Here is a 17,887-nt window from a genome sequence, read left to right as displayed (position 1 = left end):
GACACCCCGGTCACCAAGCAGCTGACGTACCGCAACCTCGGTACGAAGGACGTCACGCTGAGTCTGGCCGCCACCGCCACCGACCCGAAGGGGCACCCGATTCCATCTCATGCGGCCCGCGCCGCTACTCCTCCCGATGCCGGTGCGGCAGGAAGTCCTGGACCTTTGCCTTGAAGCCCTGGCGGACCATCGCCGCGCGGTCGCTGTCGCCCTTGAGGACCGCGGACGCCGCCGCCTCGATCTGGTCGAGGGTGGCGTGCGGCGGGATGGGGGGTACGGCGGGGTCGGTGACGAAGTCGAGGACGCACGGGCGGTCCGCGGCCAGGGCCGTCCGCCAGGCGCCGGCCACCTCGTCCGGCTTCTCGATCCGGATGCCGGTCAGACCGATGGAGCGGGCGAAGTCGGCGTAGGCGACGTCCGGGATCGACTGCGAGGGCAGGAACTGCGGGGCGCCGGACATCGCCCGCATCTCCCAGGTCACCTGGTTCAGATCCTGGTTGTTGAAGACGGCGACGACCAGCCGCGGATCCGCCCAGTCCTGCCAGTACTTGGCGACCGTGATCAGCTCGGCCATGCCGTTCATCTGCATGGCACCGTCACCGACCAGCGCGATCGCCGGCCGGTCGCCGTGCGCGAACTTCGCGCCGATGGCGTACGGCACACCCGGCCCCATCGTGGCGAGGGTCCCCGACAGCGAACCGCGCATCGCGCCCCGCAACTTCAGGTGCCGCGCGTACCAGTTGGCGGCCGACCCGGAGTCGGCGGCCAGGATCACGTTCTCCGGGAGCAGGTCGTTCAGGGCGTGCGCGACATGCTCCGGGTTGATGGGATCGGCCTCGACCGCGGCCCGCCGCTCCATGACCTTCCACCAGTGGGCGACGTTGTCCTCGATCTTCTTGCGCCAGGCCGAGTCCTCCATCTGGTCGAGCAGCGGCAGCAGCCGGCGCAGCGTCCCGGCCGCGTCACCGACGAGGTTGACCTCGAAGGGATAACGCAGCCCGACCATGTGCGGATCGATGTCGATCTGCACGGCCCGCGCCTTGCCGAACTGCGGCAGGAACTGCGTGTAGGGGAAGGAGGATCCGATCACGAGCAGCGTGTCGCAGTCCCGCATCATCTCGTACGACGGCCGGGTGCCGAGCAGCCCGATGGCGCCGGTGACGTACGGCAGGTCGTCGTCGAGGGCGTCCTTGCCGAGCAGCGCCTTCGCGACACCGGCGCCCAGCCGGTCGGCGACCTGGGTGACCTCGGTGCGGGCCCCGCGTGCGCCCTGGCCGATCAGAATGGCCGTCTTACCGCCGGAGTTGAGCAGGTCGGCGGCCTTCTGCAGGTCCGCGTCGTCGGGCACGGGCGCGTAGTGCGGCATGCCGAGGCTGGACGGCACCATCTTGAAGGCGTGCTCGGGCGGGGAGTAGTCGAGTTCCTGTACGTCGGCCGGGACGATCACGGCCGTCACCGAACGGCGCGCGACGGCGGTGCGCAGGGCCCGGTCGAGCACGTTCGGCAGCTGCTCGGGCACGGTGACCATCTCGCAGAAGTCCGAGGCCACGTCCTTGTACAGGCTGACCAGATCGACCTCCTGCTGGTAGGAGCCGCCCATCGCACTGCGGTTGGTCTGCCCGACGATCGCCACCACCGGCACATGGTCGAGCTTGGCGTCGTACAGGCCGTTGAGGAGATGGATCGCGCCGGGCCCGGAGGTGGCGGCGCAGACGCCGACGCGGCCGGAGAACTTGGCGTAGCCGACGGCTTCGAAGGCGGACATCTCCTCGTGGCGCGACTGCACGAAGCGGGGCTTGTTCTCCGCCCGTCCCCAGGCCGCCAGGAGGCCGTTGATGCCGTCACCCGGATAGGCGAAGACATGGTCCACGTCCCATTCGCGCAGCCGCTGGAGGATGTAGTCGGAGACCTTCGTCGACATGGTCGGTTCCCTTCGTGACGTGATGTCAAGTCATGTGCAGTTGGGGTGATTTCACGGATGGCGGCGCAGAAGTCGCAGCGCCTCCCGGCCGCCCGCCGCCGCTGCGGTCGCGGTGAGCGCGGTGGTGGCCCAGCGGGCCGTGCGCGGGGGGCGTTCGGGCCGGTCGGCCAGGCGCTCCGGCCGCTCGCCCGGCAGCGGGCCGTCCAGGCCGAGGGCGAGCGCCTCGGCCAGGTGCAGGGCGTGCCGCCCGGTGCCGCCCTGGTCGATCTGGGTACGGCAGCTGAACCCGTCGGCCAGCAGCAGCGCGTCGGGAGCGGCGGCGCGCACGGCGGGCAGCACGCCCAACTCGCCTACGGCCAGGGAGACTTCGTGGTGGCCGCGCTCGAAGCCGAAGTTGCCGGCGAGCCCGCAGCAGCCCTCGTCCAGGACGTCGGCGTCGAGATGGGCGCGGCGCATGAGCTCGTGGTCGGCGTCGGACTTCAGTACGGCGTGCTGGTGGCAGTGGGTCTGCACGGTCGCCGAGCGCCCCAGCTCCGGCGGCCGCCACCCGTCGGGCGCGTACCGCACGAGCTGCTCCGCGAAGGTGCGCACCTGCCCGGCCAGCCGCCCCGCGTCCTGGTCGTCCGGCAGCAGCTCGGGCGCGTCGGAGCGGAACACGGCCGTGCAGGACGGCTCCAGGCCGACGACCGGCGTGCCCGCGTCGAGATACGGCCGCAGGACGTCGAACGTCCGCCGCAACACCCGCTTGGCGACGTCCAGTTGACCCGTGGAGATCCAGGTCAGTCCACAGCACACGGGCCTGGTCGGCACGGCGACCCGGAACCCGGCGTCCTCCAGGACCCGTACCGCCGACATCGCCACCGACGGGTGGAAGAAGTTGCTGAAGGTGTCCGGCCAGAGGACCACCGTCGACGGATCGGCCGGGTCCGGCTGCTCCCCGCCACGGGCCCGCCACCACCGTACGAAGGACCGCCCGGCGAACACCGGGGCCTGCCGCGCCTCGTCCACCCCGGCGAGCCGCTTGCCCGCCCGGCCGAGGAGCGGGGCGTGCAGCGCGCTGTTCGCCAAGGCCGGTGCGTGGGTGGCCAGTCGGGACCACAGGGGCAGCCAGCCCATCGAGTAGTGGGCGGCGGGACGCAGCCGGCGTTCGTAGTGGTGGGCGAGGAACTCCGCCTTGTACGTGGCCATGTCGACGCCCGTCGGACAGTCCGACTTGCAGCCCTTGCAGGCCAGGCACAGATCGAGCGCGTCGCGCACCTCGGTCGAGCGCCAGCCGTCGGTCACCGCCGAGTCGGCGTGCCCGCCGAGCATCTCGAACAGCAGCCGGGCCCGGCCCCGCGTCGAGTGCTCCTCCTCCTTCGTGACCCGGTACGAGGGGCACATCACCCCGCCCTGGTGGGAGCGGCAGTTGCCGATGCCGACACAGCGCAGCACCGCCTGGGTGAAGGAGTGGTCGTCCTCCGGATAGCCGAAGCGGGTCTCCTCGGCGGCCGGCCGCCAGGCGGGGCCCAACCGCAGCTGTCCGTCGACCGGTTGGGGGTCGACGACCTTGCCGGGGTTCATCCGGTCGCCCGGGTCGAACAGGGCCTTGAACTCCCCGAAGGCGGCCACCAGCCGCTCGCCGAACATCCGGGTCAGCAGCTCGCCCCGCGCCTGCCCGTCCCCGTGCTCCCCGGAGAGCGAGCCGCCGTAGGAGGCGACGAGGTCGGCGGCCCGCTCCACGAACCGCCGGAAGTCCGCCACACCCTGCGCGGTCTTCATCCCGAAGGGGATCCGCGTGTGCACACACCCCTGCCCGAAGTGCCCGTACAGAGAAGGGTGGTTGTAGTCGAACTCCGCGAACAGCCGCTTCAGGTCCCGGAGATAGTCGCCGAGCCGCTCCGGCGGTACGGCCGAGTCCTCCCAGCCCTCCCAGGTCTCCCGGTCGTCCGGCGGACGCGCGGTCACCCCGAGCCCGGCCTCCCGGGCCCTGAGCATCTTCTGCTCGCGCTGCGGATCGTCGGAGAAGGCGACCGAGGCGTCCTTCTCGGACCGGCCGATCGCCTTCAGCAGGGCATGCGCCTGTTCGTCGACGTCGTCGCGGCTGTCCCCGGTGAACTGCACCAGCAGCCAGCTGTCCCCGTCCGGCAGGGTGTCCAGCGAGTCGAGGTAGGCGTGCTCCTCGCGCATCAGCTGCGCCATCCGCCCGTCCAGCGCCTCCAGTTGGCCGGGCGAGCAGTGCTCCAGCAGATGGGGCACGTCGTCGGCGGCCCGGCAGATGTCGTCGTAACCGAGCACCAGCAGCGACTCGTACGGCGGCACCGGAACCAGGTCCAGCTCCGCGTGCAGGACGGTCACCAGGGTGCCCTCGCTGCCGACCAGGGCCCTGGCCACGTCGAGGCCGTTCTCCGGCAGCAGCGAGTCGAGGTTGTAGCCGGAGACCCGGCGCGGGATCTTCGGGAAGCCGCGCCGGATGTCCGCCAGGTACTCGTCGACGAGCCGGTCCAGACCGTCGTACACCTCGGCCCGCCGGCCGCCCTCCGCGGCGATCCGCGCCCGCTCCACCTTCGAGGTGGGCCCCACCCACATCCGCAGCCCGTCGTACGTCAGCACCTCAAGGCGGCGCACGTTGTCGACCGTCTTGCCGTACGCCTGCGCGGAGGCCCCGCACGAGTTGTTGCCGATCATCCCGCCGAGCGCGCAGTGGCTGTGCGTCGAGGGCTTCGGGCCGAACTTCAGATCATGGTCGGCTAGCCGCCGGTTCAGTTCGTCCAGGACGATGCCCGGCTCCACCACACAGGTGCGGGCCGCGGGATCGACGGCGACCAGGGCGTGGCAGTACTTGCTCCAGTCGATCACCACGGCCGCGTTCGTCGTCTGCCCGGCGAGGCTGGTGCCGCCGCCGCGCGAGAGCACCGGCACGTCGAAGCGGGCGCACACCTGCACGGCGTGCGCGCCGGCCTCGACGGTGCGGGGGACGACCACGCCGAGCGGGAGCTGCCGGTAGTTGGAGCCGTCGGTGGAGTACGCGCCCCGGCTGCCGGGATCGAAGCGGACCTCGGCGTCGGTCTCGGCCCGCAGGGCCCTGACCAGGCTGTCGAGGTTCGATTCGTGGACGCGCTCACTCATGGGTCGGCCTCCGGGCTGCCGCGTTTCCCTGTCCGGACGGGCCACCGGGTACCCCGGCAGCGCGGGCGCAATGACGCGGAAGGCCCGGACATCCCTCTTCGGCCGTCTTGGCCGATGTGCGCCCTTTCAGCCCGCCCGGACGGTGTCCACACTGCGAGGCAGGGACCGACCGGGGGGTGCGGATGGCTGCGCGACGCAAGACACGGAGACGGCGGAGGACGCGAGGGCGGACGCTCCCGTCCGGCGGCGCGCTGCTGCTCGGCCTCCTCGTGCTCGCCGTGTTCTGGTCACGGATCTGGGTGTACGTCGTCGCACTCGCCGCCCTCGCGGCGGCAGGCGGGCTCGGCTGGTGGCTGTGGCGCACGGACCGGCTGGTGCGCGGCCGGGACCGGGAGTGGCGGCGGGAGGACGCGGTGGCCGCCGGGCACCGGACCCTGGCCGAGGTGGACGGCATGACCGGCACGGAGTTCGAGGACCTGGTGGCAGCGCTGTGCCGGCGGGACGGGTGCGCCGACGTGCGGCGGGTCGGCGGGTCCGGCGATCAGGGGGCCGACGTGGTCGGGCGGTTGCCGGACGGGCGGAGCATGGTCGTGCAGTGCAAGCGGTACGCGCCCAGCGCCGTCATCGCCAGCCGGGAGGTGCGGGATCTGCTCGGCTCGAAGGTGCACTTCGGGGCCGATGTCGCGGTGTTCGTGACGACGACCCGGTTCAGCGACAAGGCCATGGACGTCGTGGTCGGGAACGGCATCATCGCCGTCAACCGCGACCTGCTGGGGCTGTGGAACAGCGGTGCCTCGCTGCCCTCGCTGATGGGCGTGAACGGTTCCGGCCAGGGCGACGCCCGGCACCGGGCGCGCTGGCGGAGCACGTACGGGCAGAAGACGCGGAGCGGAAACGGGCGGGAAAAGCGGCGTCCGGCCCGCCCCCTGCGGGACGGACCGGACGCCGTGTGACCGGATCGGGTCAGGCGATGTCGAAGCGGTCCGCGTTCGACACCTTCACCCAGGCGGCGACGAAGTCGTTCACGAACTTCTCCTTCGCGTCGTCCGAGGCGTAGACCTCGGCGAGGGCGCGCAGCTCGGAGTTCGAGCCGAAGACGAGGTCGGCACGGGTGCCGGTCCACTTGACCTCGCCGGTCGCGTCGTCACGGCCCTCGAAGACCGTCTGGTCCTCGGAGACCGACTTCCACGTCGTGCCCAGGTCGAGCAGGTTGACGAAGAAGTCGTTCGTCAGCTTGCCCGGGGTCTCGGTGAAGACGCCGTACGCGGTGTTCTGGTAGTTCGTGCCCAGGACCCGCAGGCCGCCGACGAGGACGGTCATCTCGGGCGCGCTCAGGCCGAGCAGGTTCGCCTTGTCGAGCAGCAGGTACTCGGCCGGCAGGCGGTTGCCCTTGCCCTGGTAGTTGCGGAAGCCGTCCGCGGTGGGCTCGAGCGCGGCGAAGGACTCCGCGTCCGTGTGCTCGTCCGTGGCGTCCACACGGCCCGGGGTGAAGGGCACCTCGATGTCGTAGCCGGCGTCCTTGGCGGCCTTCTCCACGCCCGCGGCACCGCCGAGGACGATCAGGTCGGCCAGGGAGACCTTCTTCGCGCCGGTGTTGAAGCCGGCCTGGATGCCCTCCAGGACCCGCAGGACCTGCGCGAGCTCGTCGGGCTGGTTGACCTCCCAGCCGGCCTGCGGCTGCAGGCGGATGCGGGCGCCGTTGGCACCGCCGCGCTTGTCGCTGTTGCGGTACGTCGAGGCCGACGCCCACGCGGTGGTGACCAGCTGCGAGACGGACAGGCCCGACTCGAGCAGCTTGGCCTTCAGGGCCGCCACGTCGGCGGCGTCGATCGGCTCGCCCTCGGCCTCCGGCAGCGGGTCCTGCCACAGCAGGGTCTCCTCCGGGACCTCCGGGCCGAGGTAGAGCGACTTCGGGCCCATGTCACGGTGGGTGAGCTTGTACCAGGCGCGGGCGAAGGCGTCCGCGAACTGGTCCGGGTTCTCGTAGAAGCGGCGCGAGATCTCGGCGTAGATCGGGTCGAACTTCAGCGAGAGGTCCGTCGTGAGCATCGTCGGGAGCTTCTTCTTCGACGGGTCGTGCGCGTCGGGGATGATCGCCTCGGCGTCCTTCGCGACCCACTGGTGGGCGCCGGCCGGGCTCGCCGACAGCTCGTACTCGTACTCGAAGAGGTTCTTGAAGAAGCCGTTGCTCCACTGGGTCGGCGTGGCGGTCCAGGTGACCTCCAGGCCGGAGGTGATCGCGTCGCCGCCCTTGCCGGTGCCGTAGGTGGAGGCCCAGCCGAGGCCCTGGGCCTCGATGGGGGCGGCCTCGGGGTCGGCGCCGACGTTCTCCGCCGGGCCGGCGCCGTGGGTCTTGCCGAAGGTGTGGCCACCGGCGATGAGGGCGACGGTCTCCTCGTCGTTCATCGCCATCCGGCGGAAGGTCTCACGGATGTCGCGGGCCGCGGCGATCGGGTCCGGGTTGCCGTTCGGGCCCTCCGGGTTGACGTAGATCAGACCCATCTGGACCGCGCCGAGCGGGCTCTCCAGCTCGCGGTCGCCGGTGTAGCGCTGGTCGTCCAGCCACACCGTCTCCGGGCCCCAGTAGACGTCCTCCTCCGACTCCCAGACGTCCTCGCGGCCGCCGCCGAAGCCGAACGTCGTGAAGCCCATCTGCTCCAGGGCGACGTTGCCGGTGAGGATCATCAGGTCGGCCCAGGACAGGCTCTTGCCGTACTTCTTCTTGACCGGCCACAGCAGACGGCGGGCCTTGTCCAGGTTGCCGTTGTCCGGCCAGCTGTTCAGCGGCGCGAAGCGCTGCTGGCCGGCGCCGGCGCCGCCGCGGCCGTCGGAGATGCGGTAGGTGCCCGCGGAGTGCCAGGCCATACGGATCATCAGCGGGCCGTAGTTGCCGAAGTCGGCCGGCCACCAGTCCTTGGAGTCCGTCAGAACCTCGGCGATGTCCTGTTTCACGGCCGCCAGGTCCAGGCTGTTGAAGGCCTCGGCGTAGTCGAACTCCTCACCGAGCGGGTTCGCCACGGCCGGGTTCTTGGCGAGGATCTTCAGGTTGAGGCGCTCCGGCCACCACTGGCGGTTGCCGCCGCCCTGGGTGGGGTGCAGGGCTCGCCCGTCGTGCGCTACCGGGCACTTCGCCTCTGCGGCGTTGTTCTCAGACATGGGAATCCTTCCGGGGGGTTGGTGCTCAGGCCGTGCGTGCGGTGGAACAGTCGGGGCACAGGCCCCAGTAGATGACCTCGGCCTCGTCGATCGCGAAGCCTCGGTCGTCCGAAGCGGTGAGACAGGGGGCGTGGCCGACCGCGCAGTCGACGTCGAAGACGGCGCCGCAGGACCGGCAGACGAGGTGGTGGTGGTTGTCCCCGACCCTGCCCTCGAACCGGGCCGGGCTGCCCGGCGGCTCGATGCGGCGGACGAGGCCGGCCGTGGTGAGGGCGTGGAGTGCCTCGTACACGGCCTGCAGCGATATGTGGCCCACGCGCTCGCGCACGCCGGAGGCGATCGCCTCGACGCCCAGGTGGTCACCCTGGCGAACGGTCTCGAGCAGGGCGACGCGGGCGGCGGTCACCCGCAGACCGGCACCGCGCAGCTCATCGGCGGTGGTCGGGGGCTGGGGTGAAGTCATGGGGCCAACCTACCCGCACAAACACGAATGGTTCAAGAAAACGAACCGTACAAGTCTGGTGTCGTGGGGGTGACCGGCGGGACGCACGGTGTACCCCGGGCACGGGCAGGCGCCCACGGGGTGACCGTGGGCGCCGGGGTGCCGCTGGTTCTCTGGATGACTCCGGTCCAGGTGTGACGTCAGTCACCTCCGGGGCTCTGGCTCCGCGCGGCGGCCGACCGGGAGCCCACCAGCAGCAGGCACAGGACCGCCACGCCCGCGACCGCGCCGGTGAGGAGGAGCAGGGGGTCGAGGGGGCGGGTGGTGGACGCGGCGTTCTGCAGGTCGGGCGCGGGCTCGGCCGTCGGCGTGGCCGTGGGCGAGGGGGACACGGCCCCGGACGCCGGTACGGCGGGCTCCGCGCTGTGGGGCGCGTGGTCGGCGTGGGTCATGTCCATGGACGGCATGGCTGCCGGGGCGGAGCGCCGGGCGGGCGTCGGCGTGGCCGCCGCGGCCGGGGTCGTCGGGTGGGTGTGCACCGTCGGGGCGGGCGCGGGCCGCACCACCAGCTGGGCCGTCATGTTCGGATGCACCGTGCAGACGTAGCCGTACGTCCCCGGCGTCGTGAAGGTGTGGCTCCAGCTGCCGCCCTTGCTCAGCATCGGCGAGTGGACGGCGGCCGGGCCGGACGTGGTCTTCACGTCGTGCGGTGCCTGGTCCTGGTTGGTCCAGGTGACGGTGTCCCCGGCCGTGATGGTCAGGCTCCGCGGTGCGAACGCGTAGCCGGACATGGCGACTTGGTGGGTGATGGCCGCCCGCGCCGGTTCGGCGGGCAGGACCAGGGCGGTGCCCGCGAGGAAGAGCGCGGCGAGCAGGGAGGTCAGGCGGGGCATGCGAACTCCGCGGCGATGAGCAGCCGGATGCGGTCTGCGGGGCGAATGCGGGGCAGGGTGAGGCCGGTTGCGCGCAAGCGGCGGTACGGCAGGCCGAGCGTGCCCAGGAGCAGCAGCCGGTCGGCGGTGCGCTCGACGACGCGGAAGCCGAAGACGCCCGGCACCGGGTCCGCGGCCAGGGCGAGTTCGCCGGGGACGTGCAGCCGGGTGGCCTCGTCCGTGGGCGTGAGACTCGTACTGACGAAGCTGAGCACCCGGCCGCCGAGCGGTCGGCCGGCCAGCTCCAGGCTCAGCACGCAGTCGTCGGAGTCGTGCGCCACGGTGAGGGTCGCGTCCAGCGCGGTGAGCCGGCGCCGCAGGATGGTCAACGGGCCGAAACGGGCGGTGAGTTCGGCGATGCAGCGGTCCGGGGCGGCGGTGTAGGTGCCGGGGTCGGGCAGCCAGTCCGGGCCCGGGCGGGGCGGCGGCAGGGGGACGGTGGGGAGGGTCTCGGTGGTCATCTCGGCACCTCGGTGGTTCGGGCGGAGTGACGGGCGGGGAGAATGGAGCGGCGGCGGGCCGGCCGACTGCGACTCGGCCGGCCCGTCGCGTCCTGCCGGGGGATCAGCAGGAGTTGGTGATGTACTCCTCGGTCGGGGCGAGCAGGTGCTCGGCCCAGACGGTGTGCATCTTCACGTAGGCGTCCGGGTCGAGGATGTCCGCGACCTGTTGGCCCAGAGACTCCTCCAGGTGCGCCGAGTTGATGTGCTGGAGCAGCACGCTCAGCGTGTCGTCGGAGACGCTGCCGGCGCCGTTGACCGCGGGCGTGAGGATCGACTCCAGCCAGACGGTGTGCATCTTGATGTAGCTGTCGAGGTTCAGCGCGTCCTGGACCTGCTGGCCCGGGGACTCCTCCAGATGCGCCTTGTCGATGTGCTGGAGGATCGGCAGCAGCACCTGCTGGACGCTGACGCACTGCTCGTCGCCGCCGTCGCCGCCACCGCTCGTACCGCCGGAGCTGCTGCCCCCGCTGGTGGACCCGCCACTCGACCCGCCCGTGCCGCCCCCGGTGGAGCCGCCGGTCGTACCGCCCGTCGAACCTCCGGTCGAGCCGCCCGTCGAGCCACCGGTGGACCCGCCCGAACTGCCCCCGCTGTCGTCCGCCACCACGGTGACGGACGCCGTCATGTCCGGGTGGACCGCGCAGTAGTAGTCGTAGGTACCGGCCTTGGTGAAGGTGTACGACCAGCTGTCGCCCTTCTCCAGCGTTCCCGAGTCGAACTTGGCCGGGCCGCTGGTGGTGGTGACCGTGTGCGGAGCGGAGTCCTCGTTGACCCACTTCACGGTCTGGCCGACCTTCACCGTCAGCTTCGGCTGCGCGAAGGCCATGTCCTTGATCTCGATGGTGTAGTCGGCCGCCGCGGCGTCCGTGGCCGTCTGGTCCATGTCCGCCATCGACTGGGCCTCGGCGGCCGGTTGGGCGGTCTGCGGGGCAGCCGCGCCGGTGGACGCCTGCAGCAGACCGAGACAGGCGACGGCCGCGAGACCGGCGCCCAGACCGGTGGCCAGCAGCGCCCGGTTGCCCACCCGGGAGCGCCGGTGGCCGGCCGGGGGTGCGGTGGTTTCCTCTGTGTGCATGGTGGTGCGTCTCCCTTGTGAGATTCGCCGGTACGGCGAGGGGGTGGGACAGGTGCCGGTCAGCGGCCGGGAGCGGACGTGACCAGCAGACTCGTGGCGGCCAGTACGACGAGGACGAGCCCCGTCTCGGCCGCGACCGAGTGGACGAAGGGCCGTACGGTGACGCGGTCGCCGCGCAGCAGTACGGCGATGTCGAGCCGTGTCTTCACCCAGCCCCGGCTGCGCTGCGCGAGCAGCAGCACCAGGGCCAGCACGGCGAGTTTGAGCAGGAGGAGGCGGCCGTAACCGGTGTGCAGCAGGGCGCCGAAGGAGCCCACGACCTGCCAGGTCAGCACCGCCCCCGCGGCCACGATCGCGGCCACCGACACCCCGGCCAGCGTGGAGTAGCCGGACACCACGGCCGACAGTTCCGCGGGCCGGCGCCGGGGCAGCACCCCGACCAGCAGCAGCGTCAGACCGCCGAGCCACAACGAGACGCCGAGCAGATGGACCACGTCGGCCACCGCGCCCCAACCGGGGTGCGTGCCCTCGGAGTTGTGCCCGGTCATGCTCGTCGTACGGAGCAGCCCGAGCGCCACGGCCAGCGCGCCGACCCGCCAGCCGGGCGAGCGCGCGGCCCGGTCCCCGCCCTGCAGGACGGCGGCCAGGACGATCGCGGCGAGCACCCACATCAGCACCCGGCAGGCGGCCACGACACCGACCTGGGTGCCCAACAGATCGGCGTAGGTGGCCCGTTGGAACACCGCACCGAGCGTGCCCAGCGTCCCGTACGCCCCCTGGAGCCCCGGTGCGAGCAGACTCGCCGCGAGCCCGGTCGCCCAGGAGAGCGTGAGGACGCGGCGGGTACGGCGGTCCAGCGCGCCCTGCGGCCAGAGCAGCGCGAGGAAGGCCAGGCCGCCGACGTACACCGCGAGGGCGAGGTAGCCGGCCCAGCGGACGGTCGCCCAGGCGGCGTGCACGGCCCGGGACGGCTGCGGGGCCGCCGGGGCGGCGGCAGCGGGCGCGGCCTTCGCGCTGAGGCGGAAGGAGAGCGTCCCGGACGTGGGATGCCCGTCCTCCATGTCAAGTACCTGCCAAGTCAGAGCAACCCGGCTCCGCCCGGACGTCTTCGGGACGGTCACCTCGACGGCGCGGCTGCCGTGACCGCTGCTCCGGGAAACGGCCGACTTCCTGCCGCCCACGGTGACATGGACGTCGTGAAGCTCCACCGGCTCGCTGAAGGCGAGCCGCACGGTGGCCGGGGTGCGCGCGAGCCGGGCGCCGTCGGCCGGGGCGGAGGACTCCAGCTCCGTGTGGGCCGACGCGGGCGGCGCGGCGAGCAGTATGGCGGCGAGGGCGGCCAGCAGGACGGTGAGGAGCGCGGGGGCACGGCGTCTCACGGGAGCACCTCCGGGAGGAGCGAGGGTGAGGCGGCCACGCCGACGCAGAGGGAGGACTGGGTGTCGGACGATTCCTTGGGGGAGGGGGTCGGCGCCAACAGGCTGTCGAGGACGCCCGTCACCGGGGTGGTCAGGCCGTTCAACAGGGGCTTCACGAGGCGGACTTCGCCCTCGTCGCAACTGTCCGTGGCGGTGGGGGAGGGGGTGGGGGCAGGCGTGGGGGAGGACGTGGCCGAGGGCGAGGGCGTGTTCGTAGGGCCGGTGCCGTGGTCGTGGCCGTCGCTGCCGCCCGCGGACGGCGTGCTGCCGGCCACGGGGACTCCGGCGGCGCTCCCGCCCGCCCAGTAGCCGCCGCCCGATGTCCCGGCGGCGGCGCCGGTGTCGGGTGGGCCGGTCTCGGAGCGGGAGGTGGGCCGGTGGGGTGTCGGTGAGGCCCCGGATGCCGGGGGTGAGGTGGTCGTGACGGTCGTCGGTGCCGGGGCTCCGATGCCCGAGGCGTAGCCGAGGACGACGACCACGGCGGCGACGAGCGCGCCCGCCACGATCTCGTCGCGATGGTCTCCTGGCCAGGACGCCCTGGCGAAGAAGGACATGGTCCCTCCTGACGCTGTGCGTGGAACGGCGGTGACCAGGAGTGCACCGACGTGACGATTCCCGTCCGCTACGCGTCAGTTAATCGGCCGTTTCATTGCCTCATTTTCGGCAGAGGGTGTGCTGTGAGAACGGACCTCCCCACCCCAATCCGCGCATTGCATTTCGTGAAGAAAAGGCAGGGAACGTGAATTCGAACGCGTACGGCATTTCTTTTTCACGTAATCCTCGTGAATGCATATGCCTGGGCGGCGACCGGAGCCGGCCTCTCACACCGCACCCGCCGCCCCTGTGCGCCCGGTGTAACCCCTGACGACTGGCTCAGGAGACACCCGTGTAATGGGCATTTCGTACCGTCGGTGAAGATCCACCCGCACGGAACGAAGCAGGAGAGGCAGGGGGTGCCCGTGGCCGCGCCGGACTCGCGGAACGCCGACTCGACGACGGTCACGAAGGTGCGGACGGTCTGCTCCTACTGCGGTGTGGGCTGCGGTCTCGTCCTGGACGTCGGCATGGGCCCCGACGGCCGCCGTACCGTCCTGAAGGCCTCCGGCGACAAGGAGCACCCGGCGAACTTCGGCCGGCTGTGCACCAAGGGCGCGACCACCGCCGACATGCTCGCCGCACCCGGCCGGCTGACCACCGCCCTCGTCCGGCCCGAGCGCGGCGAGGAGCCGGTGCCGTCCGGCGTCGGCGCGGCGATCTCCGCGACGGCCCGGCGGCTGCGCGCGATCATCGACGAGCACGGGCCCGACGCCGTCGCCCTCTATGTCTCGGGACAGATGAGCCTGGAGGCGCAGTACCTGGCGAACAAGCTGGCCAAGGGCTTCGTCCGGACGAACCAGATCGAGTCCAACTCGCGGCTGTGCATGGCCAGCGCGGGCACGGGCTACAAGCTGTCCCTGGGCGCCGACGGTCCGCCCGGCTCGTACCAGGATCTCGACAAGGCCGACCTCTTCTTCGTCATCGGCTCCAACATGGCCGACTGCCATCCGATTCTGTTCCTGCGGATGATGGACCGGGTGAAGTCGGCCGGCGCCAAGCTCATCGTCGTCGACCCGCGCCGCAGCGCCACCGCCGAGAAGGCGGACCTTTTCCTGCAGATCAGGCCGGGCACCGATCTCGCGCTCCTCAACGGGCTGTTGCACCTGCTGTACGAGAACGGGCACACCGACCCCGAGTTCATCGCGCGCCACACCGACGGCTGGGACGAGATGCCGGCCTTCCTCGCCGACTACCCGCCCGCCACCGTCGCCGGGATCACCGGCATCCCCGAGGCCGACATCCGCGAGGCCGCCCGGCTGATCGGCGAGGCGGGGGAGTGGACCAGCTGCTGGACCATGGGCCTGAACCAGTCCACGCACGGCACCTGGAACACCAACGCCCTGGTGAACCTGCACCTCGCGACGGGCGCGATCTGCCGGCCGGGCAGCGGACCGTTCTCCCTCACCGGGCAGCCCAACGCCATGGGTGGCCGGGAGATGGGCTACATGGGTCCCGGGCTTCCAGGCCAGCGGTCTGTCCTCGTCCCCGAAGAGCGGGCGTTCGTCGAGGAGTTGTGGGGCCTGGACGCGGGCACGATCCGCGCCGACGGCGTCGGCAAGGGCACCGTCGAGATGTTCCGCAAGATGGCCGACGGCGAGATCAAGGCCTGCTGGATCATCTGCACCAACCCCGTCGCCTCCGTCGGCAACCGCAAGACGGTCATCGAGGGCCTGGAGGCCGCCGAGTTCGTCGTCACCCAGGACGTCTTCGCCGACACCGAGACCAACGCCTACGCCGACATCGTGCTGCCCGCCGCCCTGTGGACCGAGACCGAGGGCGTCCTCATCAACAGCGAACGCAACCTCACCCTCGCCCGCCCGGCCGCCGACCCGCCCGGCGAGGCCATGGCCGACTGGCGGATCATCGCCGCCGTCGCACGCGAGATGGGGTACGAGGACGGCTTCTCGTACGACAGCGCCGAGGAGATCTTCGAGGAGATCAAGCGGGCCTGGAACCCGAAGACGGGCTGGGACCTGCGCGGAGTGACGTACGAGCGGCTGCGCGAGACCCCGGTGCAGTGGCCCGCGCCGAGCGCCGACGGGCCCGACCGCAATCCGATCCGGTACGTCGATGAGAACGGCTCCCTGAGCTTCCCGACCGCGAGCGGACGCGCCGCCTTCTTCGCCCGGCCGCACCTGCCGGCCGCCGAAATGCCGGACGACGACTACCCGTTCGTCCTCAACACCGGGCGTCTGCAGCACCAGTGGCACACGCTGACCAAGACGGCGAAGGTGCCCAGGCTCAACAAGCTCAACCCCGGCCCCTTCGTGGAGCTGCACCCGCAGGACGCGGCCGAACTCGGCGTCGCCGACGGCGACTCGGTGGAGGTCGCCTCCAGGCGCGGCCGGGCCGTGCTGCCCGCGGTGGTCACCGACCGCGTACGGCAGGGGAGTTGCTTCGCACCCTTCCACTGGAACGACCTGTTCGGCGAGTACCTCAGCGTCAACGCCGTCACCAGCGACGCGGTCGATCCGCTGTCCTTCCAGCCCGAGTTGAAGGTGTGCGCGGTGTCGCTGACCAAGGTGTCGACGCCGGTGACGGTACGAACTCCGGTCGCGGAGCCGGTGGTTGAGGAGACCGCGGAACTCGTGCCCGTCGCGGCCGCGTCCGCCGCCGGTGTGTTCGGGCTCGAACCCGCTCCGCCGCCCGTGCTGACCGCGCAGGAACGGCAGTACCTGGTGGGCTTCCTCGCCGGCATCCCCTCCGGCGCCTCCGGCGTGCCCGTCCTCCCGCCCGACGCGCCCTTCAGCCCCGACCACGCCCTGTGGGTGAACGGCGTACTCGCCGGGATGTACTCCAGGACGGCGGCCCCGGCACCGCTGCCCGCGCCGTCCGCCGGAGCCGTCGTCGTGGGCCGTGAGGTCGTCGTCCTCTGGGTCTCGCAGACCGGCAACGCGGAGGACTTCGCCGCCGCGACCGCCGAGCGGCTCAAGGCCCTCGGGCACGCCCCGTCCCTGCTCGGCATGGACGAGGCCGACCCCGCGGCGCTGCCGCCCGGCGCCGACCTGCTCCTGATCACCAGCACCTTCGGCGACGGCGACGCCCCCGACAACGGCTCCGGCTTCTGGGAGACCCTGGCCGCCCCGGACGGCCCCCGCATGGAGGGCCGTCGCTTCGCCGTCCTGGCCTTCGGCGACTCGTCGTACGACGACTTCTGCGGCCACGGCCGCCGCCTCGACCAGCGCCTCGACGAACTCGGCGGCCTGCGGCTGGCCCCACGCACGGACTGCGAACCGGACTACGAGGCCGCGGCCCACGGCTGGCTGGACCAGGTACTGACAGCGCTGTCCGGCACGGCGGAAGGACAGGCGGGCGCTGTCGGGCTCGCGGGTGCGCCGGATGGGCAGTCGGGCGCTGTGGGGTTTGCGGGTACGGCGGATGGTCAGTCGGGCGTCCTGGGGCTCGCGGGTGCGCCGGATGGCCACACGGGTGCTTTGGGGCTCGCGGGAGCGCCGTCGGGAGGGCTTGTGGGCGCGGCCGACGGGCGTGCCGGTGCGGTGGGAGGCCTTGCCCCCGCAGGGCAAGCGGGCCCCGCGCTCGCGCCGCCCGTCACCTCGGCCTCCGCAGCCGCCGCTCCGGCCCTCGCCCCCCGCTCCAGGAAACCCGCCCCCGTCCTCGCCCGCCTCACCGGCAACCGTCTCCTCAGCCTCCCCGGTGCCGGCAAGGAGGTGCGCCGGTTCACCTTCGACACCCGCGACAGCGAGACGCCGCTGCTCTACGAGGCGGGCGACGCGCTGGGCGTCCGCCCGCTCAACTCCCGTGCCCTGGTGGCGGAATGGCTGAGCGTCACCGGCCTCGCCCCCGACAGCGCGGTCGACCTGAACGGCGTAGGCGAACTCCCCCTCCACGAAGCGCTCCTCCGCCACCTCGACATCACCCGCATCACCCCCGGCCTCCTCCGCTTCGTCACTGAACGGGCCCGGGACCCACGGGAGTTGAAGAAGCTCATGCGCCCCGACAACAAGGACGGGCTGGCGCAGTGGTCGTGGGGCCGGCAGGCCGTGGACGTCGTCGCCGAGCACGGGGTACGGGCAGCCGCGCAGGAGTGGGCGGAGACACTCGGCCGCTTGCAGCCGCGCCTGTACTCCATATCGTCGAGCCCCCTGACCGACCCCCACCTGGTCTCGCTCACCGTCTCCGTCGTCCGCTACGAGAACCTGGCCGGCCGCGCCCGCCAGGGCGTCTGCTCCCCGTTCCTGGCCGACGCCGACCCGGACACCCCCGTCCCCGTGCACGTCCAGCGCTCCGCCCACTTCCGTCCGCCCGCCGACCCGGCCACCCCGATGGTGATGGTCGGCCCCGGCACGGGCGTCGCCCCCTTCATCGGCTTCCTGGAACAGCGGCGCGCCCTCGGCCACCGGGGCCCCAACTGGCTGTTCTTCGGCGAACAGCACCGGGCGACGGACTTCTACTACGAGGAGGAGCTCACCGGCTTCCTCGCCGACGGCACCCTCGACCGCCTCGACACCGCGTTCTCCCGCGACCAGCGCGCGAAGGTCTACGTACAGGACCGGATGCGCGAGCACGGGCCGCAGCTGTGGTCCTGGCTCCAGGACGGCGCGCACTTCTACGTCTGCGGCGACGCCTCCCGGATGGCGAAGGACGTCGACCGGGCGCTGCGGGACATCGCCGTGGTGCACGGCGGAATGGACGAGGCGGGAGCGGCGGCGTACGTGAAGCAGCTGTCGACCGAGAAGAAATACGTGAGGGACGTCTACTGACCTGCGGACTACGC

Annotated in this window: 11 protein-coding genes; 2 read left to right on the top strand and 9 right to left on the bottom strand. The window is 72.0% G+C overall.

Annotation, left to right across the window (positions count from 1 at the left end; genetic code table 11):
* Positions 1-124: 124 nt before the first annotated feature.
* Both ABZ848_RS26795 and ABZ848_RS26790 read right to left on the bottom strand, forming a co-directional pair.
* Positions 125-1,921: a thiamine pyrophosphate-requiring protein gene (locus tag ABZ848_RS26795; protein WP_360835882.1), complete on the bottom strand. Its 1,797-nt coding sequence runs from the start codon at positions 1,919-1,921 to the stop codon at positions 125-127.
* A 51-nt stretch (positions 1,922-1,972) separates the two neighbouring features.
* The gene (locus tag ABZ848_RS26790; RefSeq protein ID WP_360835881.1) at positions 1,973-5,029 is read right to left on the bottom strand and encodes an FAD-linked oxidase C-terminal domain-containing protein; all 3,057 of its coding nucleotides are present in this window, start codon (positions 5,027-5,029) and stop codon (positions 1,973-1,975) included.
* A 182-nt stretch (positions 5,030-5,211) separates the two neighbouring features.
* Here ABZ848_RS26790 and ABZ848_RS26785 point away from each other — a divergent pair, with 182 nt between their 5' ends.
* A complete protein-coding gene (locus ABZ848_RS26785) occupies positions 5,212-5,982 on the top strand; it encodes a restriction endonuclease (RefSeq protein WP_360835880.1) in 771 nt (256 codons plus the stop codon).
* Between the two features lie 10 nt (positions 5,983-5,992).
* Here ABZ848_RS26785 and katG read toward each other — a convergent pair whose 3' ends face one another.
* From katG to ABZ848_RS26750, 7 genes are all read right to left on the bottom strand, one after another.
* Entirely contained in the window at positions 5,993-8,185 is a 2,193-nt protein-coding gene (gene katG / locus ABZ848_RS26780; RefSeq protein ID WP_360835879.1) for a catalase/peroxidase HPI, read from the bottom strand.
* A gap of 25 nt (positions 8,186-8,210) precedes the next feature.
* A complete protein-coding gene (locus ABZ848_RS26775) occupies positions 8,211-8,648 on the bottom strand; it encodes a Fur family transcriptional regulator (RefSeq protein WP_360835878.1) in 438 nt (145 codons plus the stop codon).
* Positions 8,649-8,827: 179 nt separating this feature from the next.
* A complete protein-coding gene (locus ABZ848_RS26770; RefSeq protein ID WP_360835877.1) occupies positions 8,828-9,520 on the bottom strand; it encodes a cupredoxin family copper-binding protein in 693 nt (230 codons plus the stop codon).
* Positions 9,508-10,020, bottom strand: a complete 513-nt coding sequence (locus ABZ848_RS26765) for a hypothetical protein (protein WP_360835876.1) — start codon at positions 10,018-10,020, stop codon at positions 9,508-9,510. The genes ABZ848_RS26770 and ABZ848_RS26765 overlap by 13 nt, the downstream gene beginning before the upstream one ends.
* 103 nt (positions 10,021-10,123) lie before the next feature.
* On the bottom strand, positions 10,124-11,137 hold the full coding sequence (locus tag ABZ848_RS26760; protein WP_360835875.1) for a cupredoxin family copper-binding protein: 1,014 nt from the start codon (positions 11,135-11,137) through the stop codon (positions 10,124-10,126).
* Between the two features lie 59 nt (positions 11,138-11,196).
* Positions 11,197-12,516: a copper resistance protein CopC gene (locus ABZ848_RS26755; protein ID WP_360835874.1), complete on the bottom strand. Its 1,320-nt coding sequence runs from the start codon at positions 12,514-12,516 to the stop codon at positions 11,197-11,199.
* Positions 12,513-13,109, bottom strand: coding sequence for a hypothetical protein (locus ABZ848_RS26750; RefSeq protein WP_360835873.1), 597 nt, complete (start codon positions 13,107-13,109; stop codon positions 12,513-12,515). The genes ABZ848_RS26755 and ABZ848_RS26750 overlap by 4 nt, the downstream gene beginning before the upstream one ends.
* A 405-nt stretch (positions 13,110-13,514) precedes the next feature.
* On the opposite strand from ABZ848_RS26750, the gene ABZ848_RS26745 reads away from it, so the two are divergent.
* The gene (locus tag ABZ848_RS26745; RefSeq protein ID WP_360835872.1) at positions 13,515-17,873 is read left to right on the top strand and encodes a molybdopterin-dependent oxidoreductase; all 4,359 of its coding nucleotides are present in this window, start codon (positions 13,515-13,517) and stop codon (positions 17,871-17,873) included.
* Positions 17,874-17,887: the final 14 nt, after the last annotated feature.

It is taken from the genome of Streptomyces sp. NPDC047081, assembly GCF_040643775.1.
GTDB lineage: Bacteria > Actinomycetota > Actinomycetes > Streptomycetales > Streptomycetaceae > Streptomyces.
Note: the sequence above shows the minus strand (reverse complement) of the source record. Positions and strands in the feature narration are given on the sequence as shown.